This window comes from Mesorhizobium sp. M0239, from assembly GCF_040321815.1.
In the GTDB taxonomy this organism is placed as follows: Bacteria; Pseudomonadota; Alphaproteobacteria; order Rhizobiales; family Rhizobiaceae; genus Mesorhizobium.
This window is the reverse complement of record NZ_JAMYSG010000009.1, coordinates 107570-126584: the sequence shown is the minus strand read 5'-3', so window position 1 is coordinate 126584 and position 19015 is coordinate 107570. Positions and strand designations below refer to the sequence as shown.

Annotated in this window: 17 protein-coding genes; 15 read left to right on the top strand and 2 right to left on the bottom strand. The window is 64.0% G+C overall.

Features of this window, described 5'->3' with window-relative positions; genetic code table 11:
- Positions 1-7: 7 nt before the first annotated feature.
- Positions 8-1138 carry a branched-chain amino acid ABC transporter substrate-binding protein gene (locus NKI99_RS11675; protein WP_352610892.1) on the bottom strand — a complete coding sequence of 377 codons (1131 nt, stop codon included), beginning with the start codon at positions 1136-1138 and terminating at the stop codon, positions 8-10.
- A 193-nt stretch (positions 1139-1331) separates the two neighbouring features.
- On the opposite strand from NKI99_RS11675, the gene NKI99_RS11670 reads away from it, so the two are divergent.
- From NKI99_RS11670 to NKI99_RS11630, 9 genes are all read left to right on the top strand, one after another.
- A complete protein-coding gene (locus NKI99_RS11670) occupies positions 1332-2249 on the top strand; it encodes a branched-chain amino acid ABC transporter permease (protein ID WP_023809431.1) in 918 nt (305 codons plus the stop codon).
- A 1-nt stretch (position 2250) separates the two neighbouring features.
- On the top strand, positions 2251-3426 hold the full coding sequence (locus tag NKI99_RS11665; RefSeq protein ID WP_023809430.1) for a branched-chain amino acid ABC transporter permease: 1176 nt from the start codon (positions 2251-2253) through the stop codon (positions 3424-3426).
- On the top strand, positions 3423-4208 hold the full coding sequence (locus NKI99_RS11660; RefSeq protein WP_352610890.1) for an ABC transporter ATP-binding protein: 786 nt from the start codon (positions 3423-3425) through the stop codon (positions 4206-4208). The genes NKI99_RS11665 and NKI99_RS11660 overlap by 4 nt, the downstream gene beginning before the upstream one ends.
- On the top strand, positions 4201-4902 hold the full coding sequence (locus NKI99_RS11655) for an ABC transporter ATP-binding protein (protein ID WP_352610889.1): 702 nt from the start codon (positions 4201-4203) through the stop codon (positions 4900-4902). The genes NKI99_RS11660 and NKI99_RS11655 overlap by 8 nt, the downstream gene beginning before the upstream one ends.
- Positions 4903-5105: 203 nt before the next feature.
- A complete protein-coding gene (locus tag NKI99_RS11650) occupies positions 5106-6380 on the top strand; it encodes a flavin-containing monooxygenase (RefSeq protein WP_352610887.1) in 1275 nt (424 codons plus the stop codon).
- Between the two features lie 42 nt (positions 6381-6422).
- Positions 6423-6839 carry a RidA family protein gene (locus NKI99_RS11645; protein WP_023809426.1) on the top strand — a complete coding sequence of 139 codons (417 nt, stop codon included), beginning with the start codon at positions 6423-6425 and terminating at the stop codon, positions 6837-6839.
- 4 nt (positions 6840-6843) lie between these two features.
- Positions 6844-7518, top strand: a complete 675-nt coding sequence (locus tag NKI99_RS11640) for a DUF1028 domain-containing protein (RefSeq protein WP_352610885.1) — start codon at positions 6844-6846, stop codon at positions 7516-7518.
- Positions 7519-7538: 20 nt separating this feature from the next.
- Positions 7539-9029 (top strand): aldehyde dehydrogenase, encoded by a 1491-nt coding sequence (locus tag NKI99_RS11635; protein ID WP_352610883.1) that lies wholly within the window; start codon positions 7539-7541, stop codon positions 9027-9029.
- A gap of 151 nt (positions 9030-9180) precedes the next feature.
- Positions 9181-10137 (top strand): LysR family transcriptional regulator, encoded by a 957-nt coding sequence (locus NKI99_RS11630; protein ID WP_023809423.1) that lies wholly within the window; start codon positions 9181-9183, stop codon positions 10135-10137.
- Positions 10138-10143: 6 nt separating this feature from the next.
- On the opposite strand, the gene argE is transcribed toward NKI99_RS11630, so the two are convergent.
- Positions 10144-11304 carry an acetylornithine deacetylase gene (gene argE, locus NKI99_RS11625; RefSeq protein WP_352610882.1) on the bottom strand — a complete coding sequence of 387 codons (1161 nt, stop codon included), beginning with the start codon at positions 11302-11304 and terminating at the stop codon, positions 10144-10146.
- Positions 11305-11579: 275 nt separating this feature from the next.
- On the opposite strand from argE, the gene NKI99_RS11620 reads away from it, so the two are divergent.
- The 6 genes from NKI99_RS11620 to NKI99_RS11595 all read left to right on the top strand — a co-directional run bounded on the left by NKI99_RS11620 (position 11580) and on the right by NKI99_RS11595 (position 19015).
- A complete protein-coding gene (locus tag NKI99_RS11620) occupies positions 11580-13649 on the top strand; it encodes an oxidoreductase (RefSeq protein ID WP_352610880.1) in 2070 nt (689 codons plus the stop codon).
- 82 nt (positions 13650-13731) lie between these two features.
- On the top strand, positions 13732-14334 hold the full coding sequence (locus tag NKI99_RS11615) for an ANTAR domain-containing response regulator (protein WP_013530455.1): 603 nt from the start codon (positions 13732-13734) through the stop codon (positions 14332-14334).
- A 2-nt stretch (positions 14335-14336) separates the two neighbouring features.
- A complete protein-coding gene (locus NKI99_RS11610; RefSeq protein WP_352551663.1) occupies positions 14337-15575 on the top strand; it encodes a CmpA/NrtA family ABC transporter substrate-binding protein in 1239 nt (412 codons plus the stop codon).
- 357 nt (positions 15576-15932) lie between these two features.
- Complete coding sequence (locus NKI99_RS11605; RefSeq protein WP_352610878.1) at positions 15933-17249, top strand: CmpA/NrtA family ABC transporter substrate-binding protein; 1317 nt, start codon at positions 15933-15935, stop codon at positions 17247-17249.
- A 67-nt stretch (positions 17250-17316) separates the two neighbouring features.
- On the top strand, positions 17317-18207 hold the full coding sequence (gene ntrB, locus NKI99_RS11600) for a nitrate ABC transporter permease (RefSeq protein WP_352610876.1): 891 nt from the start codon (positions 17317-17319) through the stop codon (positions 18205-18207).
- Positions 18208-18217: 10 nt separating this feature from the next.
- Positions 18218-19015 carry an ABC transporter ATP-binding protein gene (locus NKI99_RS11595; protein WP_023809417.1) on the top strand — a complete coding sequence of 266 codons (798 nt, stop codon included), beginning with the start codon at positions 18218-18220 and terminating at the stop codon, positions 19013-19015.

The following is a 19015-nucleotide window of genomic DNA, read 5'->3' as shown; positions in this document are numbered from 1 at the left end:
CAGATAGTTACATCTTCTCCCATTTGCCGCTGCGGACGACGAACATGTCGATGTCGATGGCCATGTTGGTCTGTCCGTTGGCATCGAACGAGACGTCTCCCAGAATGCCGTCGTGGTGGATGTCACGAATGGCCTTGCTCAGCGCCTCCTTGTCGTCGAAGCCTTTTTCCTTGATGACCTGAAGCAGGATCTGCGTCGCCTCGTAGGCATATTTCGCATAGGAGCCGGCAGGATCGGGATAAGCCTTGGTTTCATAGGCCTTGTTGAATTCCTCGAGCTTGGGGTTCGACTGGACGGCCGGAGTTCCGGCGATAGTGCCCTCGGCGGCAGCTCCCGCGATCTCGATGAATTTAGGGTCGTAGATGCCTGAAATTCCGTACATCGGCAGATTGCCCATGCCGAGGTCGGCCATCTGGCTGCGCACCAGCGCTGCTTCGGTGACGACGCCGCCGAAATAGACCGCGTCGGGCGACGCTGCCTTCGCGGTAGTCAGCATGGCGCGGAAATCGGTCGTGCCGACAGCCGCGGCATCCGAAGAAACGACCTCGCCGCCGGCCGCTTTGAAGAAATCGCCGAACCATTTGGTGTTGGCCGCACCGTAGTCGGTGGTGTCGGAGATGATGGCGATCTTCTTGATCTTGCCTTGCTTGGCGATGGCTTCGGCCAGCGGCTTGTTCTCGTTGACCAGCGTCGGCGTCACGCGGGTCACGTTCGGGAAGTTCTGTTCGGTGATCTTCGGGCTGACCGCGCCCCAGACGATGAACGGCATCTGCGAGCGGTTGAAGACCGGGATCGTCGCCAGCGCGACCGAGCTGTTCCAATGCCCCGTTGCCGCGACCACTGCGGGATCGTTGACCAGCTTCTGCGCCGCCGAAACGCCGACGGCCGGATCGGAGGCGTCATCGAGCACGACGCCTTCCACCTGGTGCGGGTAGCCGCTGGCATTGGCCTGCTCGATGGCGAGCAGGAAGCCGTTGCGGGCGCCGAGGCCCTGCTGGGCGTTGCCGCCGGAGAGCGGCCCGATGAAGCCGAGCTTGATCTGGTCGGCCTGCGCCTGGGCGGCGCCCAGGGCGATGGCAAACAGAGAGCCGGCCAGAATTGACGATACGCGGATAAGCGCACTGCGCCTGTTTTGCATGGTTCCACCTCAAACAGAATTATCTGCCGCCGTCGTAGCGACCCGGCCGATCGTGATCGTCGGCCGATCATCAGTGTACGGGCGCGTATTCAGTGACGAAATTCGGAAATTGTGACTCGTGAGTTCGGAGATTCGTTCTGTCCGCCCGGGATGGCGGTTGATACCTGTCGGCTTCAATCGAGAGACGGACCGCATGGCGGAACTGCTTGTCCAGCAACTGGTGAACTGGATAACCCTTGGCTGCATCTATGCCTTGCTGGCGATCGGATTCAGCCTGATCTTCGGTGTCTTGAACGTCATTCATTTCTCGCATGGCGATGTCGCGATGACGGCGCCGTTCATCACGCTGGCGCTTGCCCAGGCGCTGGCGACCGCTCTTGGCGCCTCGGGGCCCGCCTGGCTGGTGCTTGCGGTTCCGGTCGCCGTGCTCGCCGTCGGTTTAATCGGCGTCCTGCTCGACAAGGTGGTCATCAGGCGCTTCCGCGATGCGCCCGCCATGATGGCGCTGGTGGCGACGGTGGCGCTCGGCATCGTCATCCGCGAGCTGATCCGCCATCTCTATCCGCAGGGATCGAACCCGCATGCCTTCCCGCGCCTGGTGTCGGGCATGGCTTTCGAAATCTCCGGCGTTGCCATCAGTTGGTTCGCGCTGCTGGTGGTGGTGCTGACCGTCGCGCTGGTTGCCATGCTGTTTGTCTTCCTGCGCATGACCCCGCTCGGACTGCGCATCCGGGCGGCCTCGGAGGACCGGGTCGTAGCGCGCATGATGGGCATCCGCGATGCACGCGTCTTCCGTGCGACATTCTTCATTGCCTCGGCTATCGGCGCCATCGCCGGACTTCTGTTCGCAAGCTATGCCGGCGTGACACGGTTCGACTTCGGCGTCATGGCCGGCCTGCTCGGCTTTTCCGCCGCGGTGATCGGCGGCCTCGGCTCGATGCCGGGCGCCATATTGGGCGGACTGATCATTGCCGGCATCGAAGTGCTGGCGCAGACATTCGTGCCGGACGGCGCTTCCTACCGGCTGGTCTTCGTCTTCCTGCTGGTCATCGCCGTGCTCATCTTCCGCCCCGCCGGCCTGCTTGGGCGCACCGTCATGGAGAAAGTCTAGCATGCAGGGTCGTGCTTCACCCGACGTGCCGGGCATAGCCGCGGCCACGGTCTTCGCCATCGCCTCGCAAATCATCGGGGCAGCGTTCCTGTACCTCATCCTCAGAGTCGACGGCGGCTGGCAGGTAGTCGGCCTGCTGGCCTTGCTCGGCCTCGGTTTCTATCTGCTGGAGAGGCTGCCGTGGATCGCCGACTATGCGTTGGCGAGCTTTGCCCGGGTTCCGCTCGTGGCGATGATCACTGCGGCGGTCATCGTCCTGGCCTTTCCGTTCTTCGTCGGTTCGAACACCTATATCCTTCATCTGCTGATCGTCGCCGAGCTCTATGCCGTGCTGGCGCTGGCGCTCAATTTCCAGCTCGGCAGCGCCAACATCCCGAACTTCGCCACCGGCGCTTCCTACGGCATCGGCGCCTACGTGTCGGCGCTGCTGGCGATCAATTTCGGCGTCAGCTTCTGGCTGACGCTGCCGGTCGCGGCGCTGGCCGCGACCTTGTTCGGTTTCATCATCGGCATCCCGTCGATGCGCACGCGCGACACTTATCTGGCGCTTGTCACCATCGCCTTCGGTGTCGTGGTCCAGCAATTGCTAAACAATTTCAGTTGGACCGGCGGACCGAACGGACTGGTCGGCATTCCGGCGCCCAGCCTGTTCGGCCATTCCTTTGCCGATCCGCTGGTGATCTTCGGCTGGAAGCTGCCGAGCCAGGCGAACTTCTATTATCTGTCGGCTGCATTGGTCGTCGTCGCCATCGTCACCGCGCACCGGCTGCACGGCTCGCGCATCGGGTTGGCCTGGAACGCGCTGCGCGCCGACGAGATCGCCGCCAAGGCGCAAGGCATCAACGTGGCGTGGTTCAAGGTGCTGGCCTTCGCGGTCGATGCCTTTCTCGCCGCTTTTGCCGGCACGATCTACGCCTTCTACGTGTCCTACATTTCTCCCGACAATTTCACCTTCCTGGTCTCCGTCACCATCATGACCATGGTCATCGTCGGCGGCATGGACAATATTTTCGGTGTCATCGTCGGTGCGTTCCTGCTGACCATCCTGCCGGAGAAATTGCGCGCGTTCGCCGACTACCGCCTGCTGTTCTTCGGCGTCGTCATCATCGGCTTCCTGATGATCCGGCCGCAAGGTCTGTTCCCGCAACGCATGCGGCGCTACGGAGGCGAGCCGTGAGCGCGCTTCTCAAGGTCGAGAATTTGACGATGCGCTTCGGCGGCCTGGTCGCGCTCAACGATGTCAGCCTGTCGATCGACAAGGGCGCGGTGCTCGCCGTCATCGGCCCGAACGGCGCCGGCAAGTCGACGCTGTTCAATGTCGTGACCGGCGTCTACCGGCCAACCTCCGGTCGCGTGACCTTCGACGGCGCCGAGATCACCGGCCGCCCGTCCTACGAAGTTGTCGACCGCGGCATCGCCCGCACATTCCAGTCGTCGCGTCTGTTCTCCGACCTCAGCGTCCTCGACAACGTAATCATCGGCATGCACACCCGCACCAGGACCGGCGTGCTGACCGCGCTGTTTCGGCCCGGTGCGTCGCGCCGTGAGATGGCGGCCTGCGTGGAAAAGGCCGAAACCCTGCTCAAGCTCGGCTCCGGCGATCTGTTCGAACAACGCTACCGGCCAGCGGGCACGCTGGCCCAAGCCGACAGGCGGCGGCTGGAAATTGCCCGCGCGCTCGCATCACAGCCCAAGCTCTTGCTGCTCGACGAACCTTCGGTCGGCATGGACGACACGGAAACCGACGCACTGGTGGCCGACATCACGCGGCTGCGCGTACAAAACCCTGCTCTGTCGGTGATCCTGATCGAGCACGACATGCGGGTGGTCGAAGCATTCCCGCAGCATGTCACCTGCATCGACTATGGCAGCAAGATCGCCGAGGGCGACTTCGCGGCGGTGCGCGCTGACCCGCGCGTCCAGGAAGCCTATCTCGGGAAGGCGGTCGCCCATGCTTGAGCTCAGGGATGTCGATACTTCCTATGGCGCGGTGCCGATGCTGCGCGGCGTGGCGATGAGCGTGCGTCCCGGCGAACTGGTCTGCCTGCTGGGGCCGAACGGCGCCGGCAAGACGACAACCTTCATGACCGTCTGCGGCGTCGTGCGGGCGCAGCGCGGCAAGGTCGAGGTGATGGGCAGGGACATGGCGACGCTCGGCACGGAAAACCTCGCGTCGCTCGGCGTCGGCCTCGTTCCCGAAGGGCGCCGGCTGTTCCCCGGCCTGACCGTGATGGAGAATTTGCGCCTGGGCTATGACGCGGTGTCGGGCAGGGGACCCAATTTCGCGGTGCAACTGGACGAGATGTGCAAGCTGTTCCCGCGCATCCATGAGCGTTTGCGCCAAGTCGCCGGCACGCTGTCCGGCGGCGAACAGGCGATGGTGGCGCTGGCGCGCGCCCTGATCGGCGAACCCAGACTGGTGATCATGGACGAGCCGTCGCTCGGTCTCTCGCCAAAACTCATCGGCGAGTATTTCGAGATCACAAGGGAGATCCATCGCCAAGGCACGACCATCCTGTTGATCGAACAGAATGCCGAAATGGGGCTGGGCATCGCCGATCGCGGCTATGTGCTGGTCAAGGGTAAGGTCGCCCAGGAGGGGCCGGCAAAGGAGTTGCTATCGTCCAAGGCGGCCAGAAGCCTTTATCTCTGAGCCGTCCGTTTCTTCTGTCTCGACGGTGATGATCCACGCCCCGCGCTCCACATCTTCGGCCATGCTTCCCGGCATTTAGGGACAAGCTAACCACTGCCACATGAAATCATAATTTTCGCTGCCCGGTGCCTCCAGTAAACCAACGATCAGATCTCCGCCGCATGCGCAGACACTCCCGGGGAGAGCCAGAAAGGGCCGCTGAAATGCCAGTCGAAACGGTAGACACGCTTGTTGTTGGCGGCGGCCAGGCGGGGCTGGCCATGAGCGAGCATCTGAGCAAGTGCGGGGTGCCGCATCTCGTGCTCGAGCGGAGCCGCATTGCCGAACGCTGGCGCTCCGAAAGATGGGACTCCCTGGTTGCCAATGGTCCCGCCTGGCATGATCGTTTTCCCGGCATGGAATTTCCGGATGCCGGTCCCGACGCCTTTGTCGGCAAGGAGAAGGTCGCGGATTATTTTGTCGCTTACGCCGACATGATTGCTGCCCCCATCCGCTGCGGCGTGGAGGTCAGGAAAGTACAAAGACTCGTCGGCCGTCCCGGCTTCCGGGTCGAAACCTCGGATGGCGTGATCGAGGCCAGGAGCGTGGTTGCCGCTACCGGGGCTTTCCAGCATCCGGTCATTCCGGCGGTTGTCCCCGGGGATGCCGGAGCGATGCAGATACATTCCAGCGCCTATCGCAATCCGGATCAGATGCCCGAAGGGGCGGTTCTGGTGGTCGGCTCAGGATCTTCAGGAGTGCAGATCGCCGACGAACTCCATCGCGCGGGAAGGCGCGTCTATCTCTCTGTCGGTCCCCATGATCGGCCTCCGCGGGCCTATCGCGAGCGTGACTTCTGCTGGTGGCTGGGGGTTCTGGGCAAGTGGGACGCCCAGGCGCCGGCGCCCGGCACGGAACATGTCACCATCGCGGTGAGCGGCGCGCGCGGCGGCCAGACGATCGACTTCCGGCGTCTTGCCGGGCAAGGCATGACGCTGGTTGGCCGGACGGAATCCTACAAGGACGGGGTCATGACCTTCGCGCCGGATCTGGCTAAAAATATCGCGCGCGGTGATGCGAACTACATGTCGGTGCTGGACGAGGCCGACGCCTATGTCGCTCGCAACGGCCTTGACCTTCCCCAGGAGCCCGAGGCCCGCAAGATCGGCCCGGACCCTCGATGCATGACCGATCCCATTCTCGAGCTGAACCTGGCGGAGGCCGGGATAGGTTCGATCATCTGGGCGACGGGCTTCACCGTCGATTACAATTGGCTGAAGGTCGATGTGTTCGACCAAAAGGGCAAACCGAAGCACCAGCGCGGCGTGTCGACCGAGCCCGGGATCTATTTCCTCGGCTTGCCATGGCAATCGCGCAGGGGATCGAGCTTCATCTGGGGTGTCTGGCACGACGCGCAGCATGTGGCCGACCATATTTCCACGCAGCGCAAATACCTGGCCTACCATGCGTCCGCGAAGCGCGAGACCAAGGTGGCATAGAAACGGACGTCCTACCTCGAGCCCGATCCGACGGAGACCAAGATGGCGCATACAAGAATTCGCAAGTTCAACACCAAGGACACCTATCCCGAGCAGAAGCTCGACAATGATCTGTGCCAGGCGGTCGTTACGCGGGGCGGCAGGACCGTCTACCTGCGCGGCCAGTGTCCGCAGGATCTCGACACGGCCAAGAATATCGACAGCCATGATCCGGTCGAGCAGACGCACAAGGTCATGCAGAACATCCGCCAGCTGATCGAGGAGTGCGGCGGCACCATGGAGCACCTGGTCAAGGTGGTGGTCTACATCACCGATGTGCGCCATCGCGAGGCCGTCTACCGCACCATGGGCGAGTATATCAAAGGCGTGCATCCCGTTTCGACCGGCCTTGTCGTGCAGGCCCTGGCGCGGCCGGACTGGCTGGTCGAGATCGACGGCACCGCAGTTATCCCGGATTAAAGTCATGACATTCTCCATCGTCGCGCGATGCAGCCACACCGGCATGTTCGGGGTCGCGGTGTCCTCCTCGTCGCCTGCTGTCGCGGCGCGCTGCGCCTATGCGCAGGCTGGTGCCGGCGCCATTGCCAGCCAGAACGTCACCGATCCGACGCTGGGGCTGCGAGGTCTCGAATTGTTGGCGCGCGGTGCGTCGGCCGCCGAGGCGGTTGCCATCCTGAAGCGCACCGGCGCTTATCCCGAATACCGGCAGGTGCTGGCTGTCGATGCCGCCGGAAAGACCGCGATCCATTCGGGTCCCAAGGCGCTTGGCATCTGGGCGGAGGCGCGTGCGGACAATGTCGCCTGCGGCGGCAACATGCTGGCCCATGACGGCGTGCCGCAAGCCATGGTCGACGCCTTCCTGGCGTCGGAAGGGCATCTCGGCGACCGCCTCATTGCGACCATGCGCGCCGCGCTGAAAGCCGGTGGCGAGGCCGGTCCGGTCCATTCGGCCGGCATGAAGCTGGTGCGCGAGGTTGCGTGGCCGGTCGCCGACTTGCGCTGCGACTGGACCGACGACTGCCCGATCGAGCAACTGGCGACACTGTGGGAACTCTACAAGCCGCAGCTCGATGCCTATGTGACCCGCGCGATAAACCCATCCGATGCGCCGAGCTACGGCGTGCCGGGAGACGAATAGTCAAGACAGGGTCACCTGCGATGAGCGAACTCAGCCACAAGGACTGGATCGGCAAGGCGTCCGCGATCCGTTTTCGCGACAAGGCGTTCATCGACGGCAAGACGGTTGCGGCGCGTTCGGGCCGGACCTTCGCCAGCGTCAATCCGGCAACTGGCGAGGTGCTGGCCGAAGTGGCGTCCTGCGGTGAGGAAGACATCGATCTGGCGGTTGCCGCAGCGCGGCGCAGCTTCAACACCGGCGTCTGGTCGCGGACCAGCTCGGCGCACCGTAAGGAGGTTCTGCTGCGGCTGGCGCAATTGCTGCGCGAAAACCTGCATGAACTGGCTCTGCTGGAATCGCTCGACATGGGCAAACTGGTCAGGGATGCGGCCGCGGTCGACGTCCCCGGCTCGGCAGCGATCTTTCAATGGTATGGCGAGGCCATCGACAAGATCTATGGCGAAGTGGCGCCGACCGGCGAAGGTGATCTGGTGCTGGTGCGGCGCGAACCGCTTGGCGTGGTCGGCGCGGTGGTGCCTTGGAATTTCCCGCTCGATATGGCGACCTGGAAGTGCGCGCCGGCACTGGCGGCAGGCAATTCGGTGGTGCTCAAACCCGCCGAGCAGTCGCCTTTGTCGGCCCTGCTTCTGGCGGAACTGGCAATGGAAGCGGGCCTGCCTGCAGGCGTGCTCAATGTCGTGCCCGGCCTTGGCGAAACCGCCGGCCAGGCGCTTGGCCGCCATATGGATGTGGATTGCCTCGCCTTCACCGGTTCGACCGCCGTGGGCAAGATGTTCCTGCAGTATTCCGGCCAGTCGAACATGAAGCAGGTCTGGCTGGAGACCGGTGGCAAGAGCCCGAACCTCATCTTTGCCGATTGCGGCGATCTCGACGCGGCAGCCGACATGGCGGCCTTCGGCATCTTCTTCAACCAGGGCGAGGTCTGTTCCGCCAATTCACGCCTGCTCGTCCAGCGCGGCATCAAGGAGGCTCTGGTGGAGAAACTGGTGCAACGTGCGGCGGTCAGGCAGCCCGGCGATCCGCTCGATCCGGCTTCGAAAATGGGCGCGATGGTCGATAGTCGCCACGCCGCCAACGTCATGCGCTTCGTCGAGGCCGGCAAGAAAACCGCGCGCCTGGTCGCGGGCGGCGACCTGGTCACGGTCAACGGGCGCGGCAGCTTTGTCCAGCCGACCATCTTCGACGATGTCGCGCCTGCCGATCCGATTGCCCGCGACGAGATCTTCGGGCCGGTGCTTTCGGTCATCGCCTTCGACGACGAGGCCGACGCGATCCGCATCGCCAATGACAGCCCTTATGGGCTGGCCGCATCGCTGTGGACCGACAGCCTGTCGCGCGCGCATCGTATCGCGGGCCGGCTGCATGCCGGCACGGTTTCCGTCAACACGGTCGACGCGCTGAGCCCGATGACGCCGTTCGGCGGTTTCAAGCAATCCGGCTTCGGCCGCGACCTGTCGCTGCATGCGCTCGACAAATACACCGCGCTCAAAACGACATGGATCAAGTACTGATGGGCGCCTAAAGCGCATCGCGATTGAACGGATTCACGCGATGCGCTTTAGGCCTTTGCTCTATGCATGTCGTTTGCGCAAAACCGGGGCCACTTTTGCGCGACATGCATTAGGCTTGATCGAAGCCCTCAAACCGGCAACATAGCCAGCCATGCCGCTACGCTTCACGCTCAGACAGCTGGAATATTTCGTCGCCGTGGGCGAAGCCGGCTCCATCGCCAAGGCGGCCGAACAGGTCAATGTCTCGCCGCCGTCGATTTCGGCTTCCATCGCCCAACTGGAAACCGAGTTCGGCGTCCAGCTTTTTGTCCGCAAGCATTCGCACGGTCTCTCGCTCACGGCCGGCGGCCGCGTCTTCCTCAAGGAAGCCGCCCGGCTGCTCAACGATGCCGACGCCTTGCACGACGTCGCCGGCGACTTTGCCGAAAAGGTGCGTGGTCCGCTGGCGGTAGGATGCCTGCTGACGTTTGCGCAGATCGTGCTGCCGGCGCTGCGCATGCGGTTCGAGCGCGCCTATCCCGATGTGCGCGTGCGCCAGTTCGAGCGCAATCAGGGGCAATTGCTCGAGATGCTGCAGCGCGGTGAAATCGATCTTGCACTGACCTACGATCTCGAACTGTCGCAGGACATGACCTTCGAGCCGCTAATGCTGGTGCCGGCCTATGTCATGCTGCCGGCGGGGCATCGCTTCGCGGCAAAGGCGTCGATCACGACGGAGGAATTGGCCGATGAGCCGATGGTGCTGCTCGACCTGCCGTTCAGCCGCGAATATTTCCTTTCTGCATTCCACCAGCGCGGGATCCGCCCCAACATTGCCGAGCGCACCGGCGACATCGCCGTCATGCGTTCCATGGTGGCCAACGGCTTCGGCTACGGCATCGCCAATATGCGGCCGCTCAACACGCTGGCGCCGGACGGCAAGCCGCTGGTCTTCGTGCCGTTGGACGGCGATCTGCGGCCGCTGACCATGGGCGTCGCCTTGCCCAGTTCCGAACACCGCACGCAAACCGTCCAGGCGTTCATCGACCACTGCCGGCATTTCGTCGTCGAGCAAGGCGTGTTCGGCGCCGAGCGGGCTGTCGGCCAGGCAGCACTTCCACAGAAGTAGCCCCGGTTAAGCCAACTGCTGGTCGGCAAGCCGCTGCAGCAATTTTTCCAGCATGCCGTCGCAGCGGCGCATCTGCTCGACGCTGACGAACTCATCCGGCTTGTGTCCCTGCGCCATCGATCCCGGTCCGCACACGACCGTCGGCGTGCCGAGATCGCGGCTGAACAGGCCGCCCTCCGTACCGTAGGCAACCTTGATGGTGTTGTTGGCGCCGGTCAGCGATTTGATGAAAGCGACGGCTTGCGAACTGGCCGGCGTGTCCAGGCCGGGATAGGTGTTGGTGATGTCTATGTCGATCGCCGCCTCGGGGGCGGTGGCCGAGGCTTCGGATGCAATATGAGCAGCCTCCTTGCGCAGACGGTCGAGAATCTCGTGCGGATCGTCGGCCGCGACATTGCGGATCTCGAAGTCGACCTGGCAGAGGTTCGGCACGATGTTCAGCGCCACGCCGGCGTTGATCTTGCCGACATGGACGGTCGTGTAGGCAATGTCGTAGTCGCCGTCGCGGGCGCCATCGCGCACCAGCCGATCCTGCTCGCGGCGCAAGGCGGCGACGAAGTCGCAGCCGAGATGGATGGCATTGAGCGCCAACGGGGCCAGCGCCGAATGGCCTTCGCGGCCTTTGCAGAGCGCGCGTGCGGCAAGCTTGCCCTTGTGGCCCGTCGCCACCTGCATATCGGTGGGCTCGCCGACGATGCACAGCAAGGGCCGCTGCGGGGCTGCTTGCAGCATGTCGATCAGGCTGCGCACACCAATGCAGCCGATCTCCTCGTCGTAGGAGAGTGCCAAATGCAGCGGCGTGCGCAGCGTCATTTTCGAGGCTTTAAGGCACGCCGCGAGCGCGCAGGCCACAAAACCCTTCATGTCGGCTGTGCCACGTCCGTAAAGCTTGCCGTCTCGGCTCGTCATCTCGAAGGGCGGCAGCGTCCAGGCTTGGCCGTCGACGGGGACGACGTCGGTGTGACCGGACAGCATGATGCCGGAAGCGTCGGCCGGTCCGATGGTGGCAAAGAGGTTGGCCTTGTGGCCGTCCTCGCTGTGGATGATCTGGCTGGCAATGCCATGCGCGTCCAGCAGCTCCGCCACGTAGCCGACGAGGGCGAGGTTCGAATCGCGGCTCACCGTCGGGAATGCGATGAGCTTTTCAAGGATACGGATGCTGTCCATGCGTCTTGTGTCTCATTGGGCGTGCGCGCTATCTAACATCGCGCGGCGGCGGCCTTGAAGTCGCATTTGGCTCAGCCGGGATTCAGCGGATGCTAATCCCGGCGGGTGCGATTAGGCGCGGCCTAATCGGCACAGAAGAAATCTGTTGTTTTCCGCTGCCTGCCGCAACTTATGAATAGTCTCACGGCATCCAACCCACTGGGCTGGCCGGCTTGCGCCTTGGCTCGAACCATGATCGGGCAAGCTGCAAGGCGACTGGCAGGAAGGCAAGTTCCATGCGCGATCCTCGCTACGACATTCTGTTCGAGCCCGTGAAGATCGGTCCGGTGACCGCCAAGAACCGCTTCTACCAGGTTCCGCATTGCAATGGCGGCGGCTACCGCGACCCTTCGGCCGCAGCCGAGATGCGCCGCATCAAGTCGGAAGGCGGCTGGGGCGTCATCTTCACCGAGCAGACCGAGATGCACCATACTTCGGAGATCACGCCCTTCATCGAGCTCAGGCTGTGGGACGATGCCGATATCCCGGCACTGGCGAAGATGGCCAAGGCCATGCACCAGCATGGCGCGCTGGCCGGCATCCAGCTCGCCTATTCAGGCATCAACGGGCCGAACCTCTACACCAAGGAAGTGCCGCGCGGGCCGTCGGCCTTGCCGATCCGGACCTTCACCAACGATCCGGTTCAGGCGCGCGCCATGGACAAGCAGGATATACGCGACCTGCGCCGCTGGCACCGCAATGCATTCAAGCGTGCCAGGCTTGCGGGCTTCGACCTGGTCTGCCTCTACGGCGCGCATGGCTTCGGCATCATCCAGCACTTCCTGTCCACCGCCACCAACCAGCGCAGCGACGAATATGGCGGCTCGCTGGAAAACCGCTCGCGGTTGATGCGTGAGTTGATCGAAGAGGGCAGGGATGCCATCGGCGACACGTGCGGCCTGACGCTGCGGCTGTCGCTGGACGAGATGATCGGCGAGCTTGGCTTCGCCAACTCCGAAGTGCGCGACATGATCGAGATGCACGCCGACCTGCCAGACCTCTGGGACCTGGCGCATGGCGCGTGGGAGGATTGTTCGGGGCCGTCGCGGTTCAAGGAGGAGGGCGCGCAGGAGAGCCTGGTGTCCGGCATCAAGACGCTGACCTCCAAGCCGGTCGTCGGTGTCGGCCGCTTCACCTCGCCGGATGTGATGGTGAAGATGATCAAGTCCGGTACACTCGATTTCATCGGCTGCGCGCGCCCGTCGATCGCCGATCCCTTCCTGCCGAAGAAGGTGGAAGAGGGCAGGATCGAGGACATTCGCGAATGCATCGGCTGCAACATCTGCATCACCGGCGACATGACCATGTCGATCTCGCGCTGCACGCAGAACCCGACCTTCATGGAAGAGTGGCGCAAGGGCTGGCATCCCGAACGCATGCAGGCCAAGGGCGACAGCGACAGCGTGCTGATCGTCGGCGCCGGCCCGACCGGGCTGGAGGCGGCGCGTGCGCTCGGCCTGCGCGGCTATCAGGTGGCCATCGCCGAAGCCGGCACCGAACTCGGCGGCCGCGTGGCGCGCGAATGCCGCTTGCCCGGTCTCTCGGCATGGGGACGCGTGCGCGACTACCGCCAGTACCAGATCAGCCAGATGTCCAATGTCGACGTCTATTTCGAAAGCCGATTGTCGGCGCAGGAGATACTGGACTTCGGCTTTCAGAACATTGCGCTTGCCACCGGATCGACATGGCGCCGTGACGGCGTGGCGCGCGCGCATGTCGTGCCGATGCCGGCGGACCCGGCCATGCCGGTCTATACGCCCGACGATTTGATGGGCGGCAATGTGCCGATCGGCAATGTCGTGCTGTTCGACGACGACCACTACTACATGGGTGGCGTTCTGGCCGAGTTGATGGCGCGCCAGGGCGCGAAGGTGACGCTGGTGACGCCATCCGCCTATGTGTCCGACTGGACCCGCAACACGCTGGAGCAGGGCGCCATCCACCGCCGGCTGGCCGAACTCGGCGTCGATATCGTGCTGAATCGGACTGTGACCCGCATCGTGGCGGGTGGGGTTGCCACTGCGTGTGCCTATACGGGAAGCCAACGCGACATCGCCGCGGACGCCGTCGTGCTCGTGACGTCGCGCCAACAGGACGATGGCGTCTGGTGCGAGCTGAAGGCGCGGAGGGATGAATGGGCCGATAGCGGCATCCGCTCGATCAAAATCATCGGCGATGCCGAGGCGCCGGGTCCGATCGCCTGGGCAACCTACGCCGGCCACCGCTTCGCGCGCGAGCTGGACGAAGCCGATATCGGCGACGCACTGCCCTTCCGCCGCGAGGTCACGGCGCTGGCGGCGGATTAGGCGCCTGCGGCGCGGTTAGCGAATCTCGGGTTGTTCAATCATACCGCATTGCACAACTCCTTCGCTTGGTCACAATGCAGGCATGGTTCGAACCGCACTCGCCGTCCTGGTGATCGATGAAAACCGCATCCGCGCCGCGATCATCGAGGCGGGGTTGCGCGAGGCCGGCCATGAGCGGGTCACCGTCATCCATGATGTGACCGGCATTGCGCGGCGGATCGCCGAGATCGAGCCCGATGTCATCGTCATCGATCTCGAAAACCCGAATCGCGACATGCTGGAAAACATGTTCCAGCTTTCGCGTGCCGTAAAACGGCCGATCGCCATGTTCGTCGACCGCTCGGACCAGGCCTCGATCGAGGCGGCGGTCGATGCCGGCGTTTCGGCCTATGTCGTCGACGGTCTGCGGCAAGAGCGCGTCAAACCGATTCTCGACATGGCGGTCAGCCGCTTCAACGCTTTTTCGCGCATGGCGCGCGAACTGGAAGAGGTTCGCGGCGAGCTCGAGAGCCGTAAGGTGATCGATCGTGCCAAGGGCATATTGATGAAGTCGCGCGGCCTCTCCGAAGAGGCCGCCTACACGCTGCTGCGCAAGACGGCGATGAACCAGAACCGCAAGATCGGCGACATCGCCCAGAGCCTGGTGACTGCCGCCGGGTTGCTGGGACCGGCGGAGGACGAATGAGCATGGACGCCGCGCACCAGATCACCGCTGGCTTCATGCCGCTTTTCGACAGCGCCGTGCTGGTCGCGGCCGGTGAGCTTGGCTTTGCCGCACGAGAAGGCATCGACCTGACCCTGCACCGCGAGACGTCCTGGGCTAACATCCGCGACCGTATCGCCATCGGTCACTTCCATCTGGCGCATATGCTGGGGCCGATGCCGCTCGCCTGCAATCTCGGGCTGACGCCGCTCGCTTCGGAAACCATCGTGCCGTTCTCGCTCGGACTCGGAGGCAATTGCGTCACCGTCTCCAACACTGTGTGGGCCGGAATGGTGGCGCACAGCGCCGAAGCCGATCTCGACCCCGCGCGCGCCGGTGCGGCGCTGCGCGCGCTCATTCGCGAGCGCGCTGCGGCCGGTGGCGACCCGCTGCGCTTCGCCGTGGTGCATCCGCATTCCGGGCACAATTACGAATTGCGCTATTGGCTCGCCGCCTGCGGCATCGATCCGACGCGCGAAATCGAGATCGTCATCGTGCCGCCGCCCTTCATGGCCGATGCACTGGCCGCCGGCCGCATCGACGGCTACTGCGTAGGCGAACCCTGGAACAGTGCTGCGGTTGCCGCCGGCACCGGGCATATCGTCACCGTCAAGGCGCGGATATGGCGTAACAGCCCGGAGAAGGTGATCGGCGTGCGCAAGGCCTGGGCAGACGAAAACCCCGAGGCCTTGGCGGCGCTGCTGCGCGCGCTGCATCACTCGGCACGCTGGTGCCAGGATCCGGCCAACCATGGCGAATTGGCTGCCGTCATGGCGCAGGCCGGCTTTCTCGGCCTGCCGCCGGCCGTGCAGATGCCGATCCTGACCGGCCATCTCCGACTGGGCGGCGGCGCGGAGCGGAGCATCGACGACTTCTTCCTCCCCTTCGACAAGGCGGCGAACTTTCCGTGGAAGAGCCATGCGCTGTGGTTCTACACGCAGATGGTGCGCTGGGGGCACGTGGCGCACACGCCGGAAAACCTTGCCATCGCCCGCAACTGCTACCGGCCCGACCTCTACCGTTCGGCTCTGAAGCCGCTTGGCGTGGCGCTTCCCGGCGCCAATTCGAAAGTCGAGGGTGCGCTCCAAGTTGCCACCGCGGTCGGCGCGACAGGCGCCGGCCTTGTGCTCGGTCCGGACGGTTTCTTCGACGGCCAGATCTTCGATCCGGACGAGGTCGACGCGTACATTGCCGGCCAGAAATCGGCTCGCGCGGAAGCCTGATCATTTCCGCGTCATTCTTGTGCATTGCACAAAAATTGTGCGCGCGATTGCCCGAATGAGCAATCTTTGACCTTCCGGCCATAGGACCCGGCGCGTCCGCGATCGGCGCGGGTTACTGATTTAATTGATCTTTTTCGCCTCTCTCGAAACTGGCACGGTTCCTGCTTTGAAATAGGCAGGCCCCTTCGCGGGTCACGGAACAGGCGTCCAATGGCGGGCGCCACAGGCAAAGCTGCCGCTCAGGTTAATGCGCGCTCCCGGTCACCGGGACGCGATGACCTGGCTGGCGGCTTTTTTGTTTTGATCAACACGCAATCGACGACGCGGATCCCAAGCCGCGCCCAACCGGAGACGACGATGACGAAACGGATCAGGACTGGAACGACCCTCAAGGACATGACGCGCCGCGATTTTCTGGTCAGCAGCGCGATGACGGCGGGCCTGTTCATGGCGGCCCGCAAGCTCTTCCCTTCCGGTGCCTATGCCGCCACCGCCACTCCGGAGGTCACCGGCGCCAAGCTCGGCTTCATTGCCCTCACCGATGCGGCACCGCTGATGATCGCCAAGGAGAAGGGGCTGTTCGCCAAGTTCGGCATGCCCGATGTCGAGGTGCTCAAGCAGGCCTCCTGGGGTGCGACACGCGACAATCTGATGCTCGGCGGCGCGGCCAACGGCATCGACGGCGCCCATATCCTGACGCCGCTGCCTTACCTTATGCACACCGGCAAGGTGACGCAGAACAACCAGCCGATGCCGATGGCGATCGTGGCGCGGCTCAACTACGACTGCCAAGGCATTTCGGTCGCCCAGGAATATGCCGGCACCGGCGTCGGCCTCGATGCCTCGAAGCTGAAAGACGCCTTTGCCGCCAAGAAGGCGGCCGGCAAGGAAATCAAGGCCGCCATGACCTTCCCGGGCGGTACGCATGATTTGTGGCTGCGCTACTGGCTGGCCGCCGGTGGCATCGACCCCGACAAGGACGTTTCGACCATCGTCGTGCCGCCGCCGCAGATGGTGGCCAACATGAAGGTCGGCAACATGGACGTGTTCTGCGTCGGCGAGCCGTGGAACGAGCAGCTCGTCCATCAGGGCGTCGGCTTCACCGCCGCCACGACGGGCGAATTGTGGAAGGGCCATCCGGAAAAGGCGCTCGGCCTGCGTGCCGAATTCATCGAGAAATACCCGAACGCCACCAAGGCGATCCTGATGGCCGTCATGGAAGCCCAGCAATGGTGCGAGGCCAGCGACAACAAGGACGAGATGGCCGCCATCATCGGCAAGCGGCAATGGATGAACGTGCCTGTCGCCGACATCATCGGCCGCCTCAAGGGCGACATCAACTACGGCAATGGCCGTGTCGCCAACGGCACCGATCTCTACATGAAGTTCTGGAAAGGCGGCGTCTCCTATCCGTTCAAGAGCCACGATGCGTGGTTCCTCGCCGAGAACATCCGCTGGGGCAAGTTCGCGCCGACCACCGACATCAAGGCGCTGGTCGATCAGGTCAACCGCGAGGATCTGTGGCGCGAGGCGGCCAAGGATCTCGGCGTCGCGGCGGCCGACGTTCCGGCGTCGTCGTCGCGCGGCGTCGAGACCTTCTTCGACGGCAAGATCTTCGATCCGGCCAATCCGTCGGCCTATCTCGACAGCCTGAAGATCAAGGCATCGGCGTAGCACAACCGCAAGCGGCGCCCTGCGCCGCTTGCGATCACTACCTGCCCCCAAGGAGTTTTTCTCAGACATGTCGATCCAGACTATCGAGGACACAAAGGTGAAGGCGTTCCCCCCGAAGCCGGCGGAGGTCATCGCCTTCACCGCCAAGGCACGACGCCGCTTCGATCCGCTGGCGATTGCCGGCAAACTGGCGAGCGCGCTGGTGCCGCCCATCATCGTCATCGCGCTGATGCTGGTCGTCTGGCAGATCGCCTGTTCGTCGCCCACATCAAGCCTGCCGCCGCCGACCCAGGTGTGGAACGAGGCCTACGATTTGATCGCGCATCCGTTCTTCGACAATGGCCCGCAGGATATCGGCCTGGCATGGCGCGTGCTGATCTCGCTGCAGCGTGTCGCCATCGGTTTCGGCCTGGCGGCGGTGGTCGGCGTCGCGCTCGGCGCGCTGGTCGGCCAGTCGATCTGGGCGATGCGCGGCCTCGACCCGGTGTTCCAGATCCTGCGCACGGTGCCGCCGCTGGCCTGGCTGCCGCTGTCGCTGGCGGCGTTCCGCGATTCCAGCCCGTCGGCGATCTTCGTCATCTTCATCACGTCGATCTGGCCAATCATCATCAACACCGCCGTCGGCGTGCGCAACATCCCCGAGGATTACCGCAACGTCTCGCGCATCCTGCGGCTCAACCAGTTCGAATTCTTCGTCAAGATCATGGTACCGGCCGCCGCGCCCTACATCTTCACCGGCCTGAGGATCGGCATCGGCCTGTCCTGGCTCGCCATCGTCGCCGCCGAAATGCTGACCGGCGGCGTCGGCATCGGCTTCTTCATCTGGGACGCGTGGAACTCGTCGCGGCTGCCCGACATCATCGTGGCGCTCGCCTATATCGGCGTCACCGGCTTCTGCCTCGACCGTCTGGTCGCGGCGGTCGGCGCCTTCGTCACCCGCGGCACAACGGCAAAGTGAGGAGAGGGCGATGACGGCCTATCTGAAGCTCGACCATATCGACAAATCCTTCTCGCGTGGTGCCCAGGTCAGCGAGGTGTTGAAGGACATCAGGCTGACCATCGACAAGGGCGAATTCGTCTCCATCATCGGCCATTCCGGCTGCGGCAAGTCGACCCTGCTCAATCTGATCGCCGGGCTGACCAAGGTGTCCGCCGGCGCCGTGCTGCTCGAGGACAAGGAGGTCGACAGCCCCGGTCCCGAACGCGCCGTGGTGTTCCAGAACCACTCGCTGCTGCCGTGGCTGACCGTCTATGAAAACATCAACCTGGCGGTGTCGAAGGTTTTCGGTCGCTCGAAAAGCAAGGCCGAGCGGCATGACTGGATCATGCGCAATCTCGACCTCGTGCAGATGGCGCATGCCAAGGACAAGCGCCCGGCCGAGATATCGGGCGGCATGAAGCAGCGCGTCGGCATCGCCCGGGCGCTGGCCATGGAGCCGAAGATCCTGCTGCTCGACGAGCCGTTCGGCGCGCTCGACGCGCTGACGCGCGCGCATCTGCAGGACGCGGTGATGGACATCCATTCCAGGCTCGGCTCGACGACGATCATGATCACCCATGATGTCGACGAGGCGGTGCTGCTGTCCGACCGCATCGTCATGATGACCAATGGCCCGGCGGCAACCATCGGCGAAGTGCTTGCCGTGCCGCTGGCGCGGCCGCGCCGGCGCGTCGAACTGTCTTCCGACCGGACCTTCCTGCGCTGCCGCGAGGCGGTGCTGAAGTTCCTCTACGAACGCCACCGCTTCGTCGAAGCCGCGGAGTAG

Excerpts from the sequence above, each read along its gene's own strand:
- NKI99_RS11640 (WP_352610885.1), top strand. The coding sequence starts at position 6,844 with ATGACATTCTCCATCGTCGCGCGATGCAGCCACACCGGCATGTTCGGG.
- NKI99_RS11620 (WP_352610880.1), top strand. The coding sequence starts at position 11,580 with ATGCGCGATCCTCGCTACGACATTCTGTTCGAGCCCGTGAAGATCGGT.
- NKI99_RS11605 (WP_352610878.1), top strand. The coding sequence starts at position 15,933 with ATGACGAAACGGATCAGGACTGGAACGACCCTCAAGGACATGACGCGC.
- NKI99_RS11645 (WP_023809426.1), top strand. The coding sequence starts at position 6,423 with ATGGCGCATACAAGAATTCGCAAGTTCAACACCAAGGACACCTATCCC.
- NKI99_RS11655 (WP_352610889.1), top strand. The coding sequence starts at position 4,201 with ATGCTTGAGCTCAGGGATGTCGATACTTCCTATGGCGCGGTGCCGATG.
- argE (WP_352610882.1), bottom strand. The coding sequence starts at position 11,304 with ATGGACAGCATCCGTATCCTTGAAAAGCTCATCGCATTCCCGACGGTG.
- NKI99_RS11650 (WP_352610887.1), top strand. The coding sequence starts at position 5,106 with ATGCCAGTCGAAACGGTAGACACGCTTGTTGTTGGCGGCGGCCAGGCG.
- NKI99_RS11635 (WP_352610883.1), top strand. The coding sequence starts at position 7,539 with ATGAGCGAACTCAGCCACAAGGACTGGATCGGCAAGGCGTCCGCGATC.
- ntrB (WP_352610876.1), top strand. The coding sequence starts at position 17,317 with ATGTCGATCCAGACTATCGAGGACACAAAGGTGAAGGCGTTCCCCCCG.
- NKI99_RS11610 (WP_352551663.1), top strand. The coding sequence starts at position 14,337 with ATGGACGCCGCGCACCAGATCACCGCTGGCTTCATGCCGCTTTTCGAC.
- NKI99_RS11595 (WP_023809417.1), top strand. The coding sequence starts at position 18,218 with ATGACGGCCTATCTGAAGCTCGACCATATCGACAAATCCTTCTCGCGT.
- NKI99_RS11630 (WP_023809423.1), top strand. The coding sequence starts at position 9,181 with ATGCCGCTACGCTTCACGCTCAGACAGCTGGAATATTTCGTCGCCGTG.
- NKI99_RS11670 (WP_023809431.1), top strand. The coding sequence starts at position 1,332 with ATGGCGGAACTGCTTGTCCAGCAACTGGTGAACTGGATAACCCTTGGC.
- NKI99_RS11665 (WP_023809430.1), top strand. The coding sequence starts at position 2,251 with ATGCAGGGTCGTGCTTCACCCGACGTGCCGGGCATAGCCGCGGCCACG.
- NKI99_RS11615 (WP_013530455.1), top strand. The coding sequence starts at position 13,732 with ATGGTTCGAACCGCACTCGCCGTCCTGGTGATCGATGAAAACCGCATC.
- NKI99_RS11675 (WP_352610892.1), bottom strand. The coding sequence starts at position 1,138 with ATGCAAAACAGGCGCAGTGCGCTTATCCGCGTATCGTCAATTCTGGCC.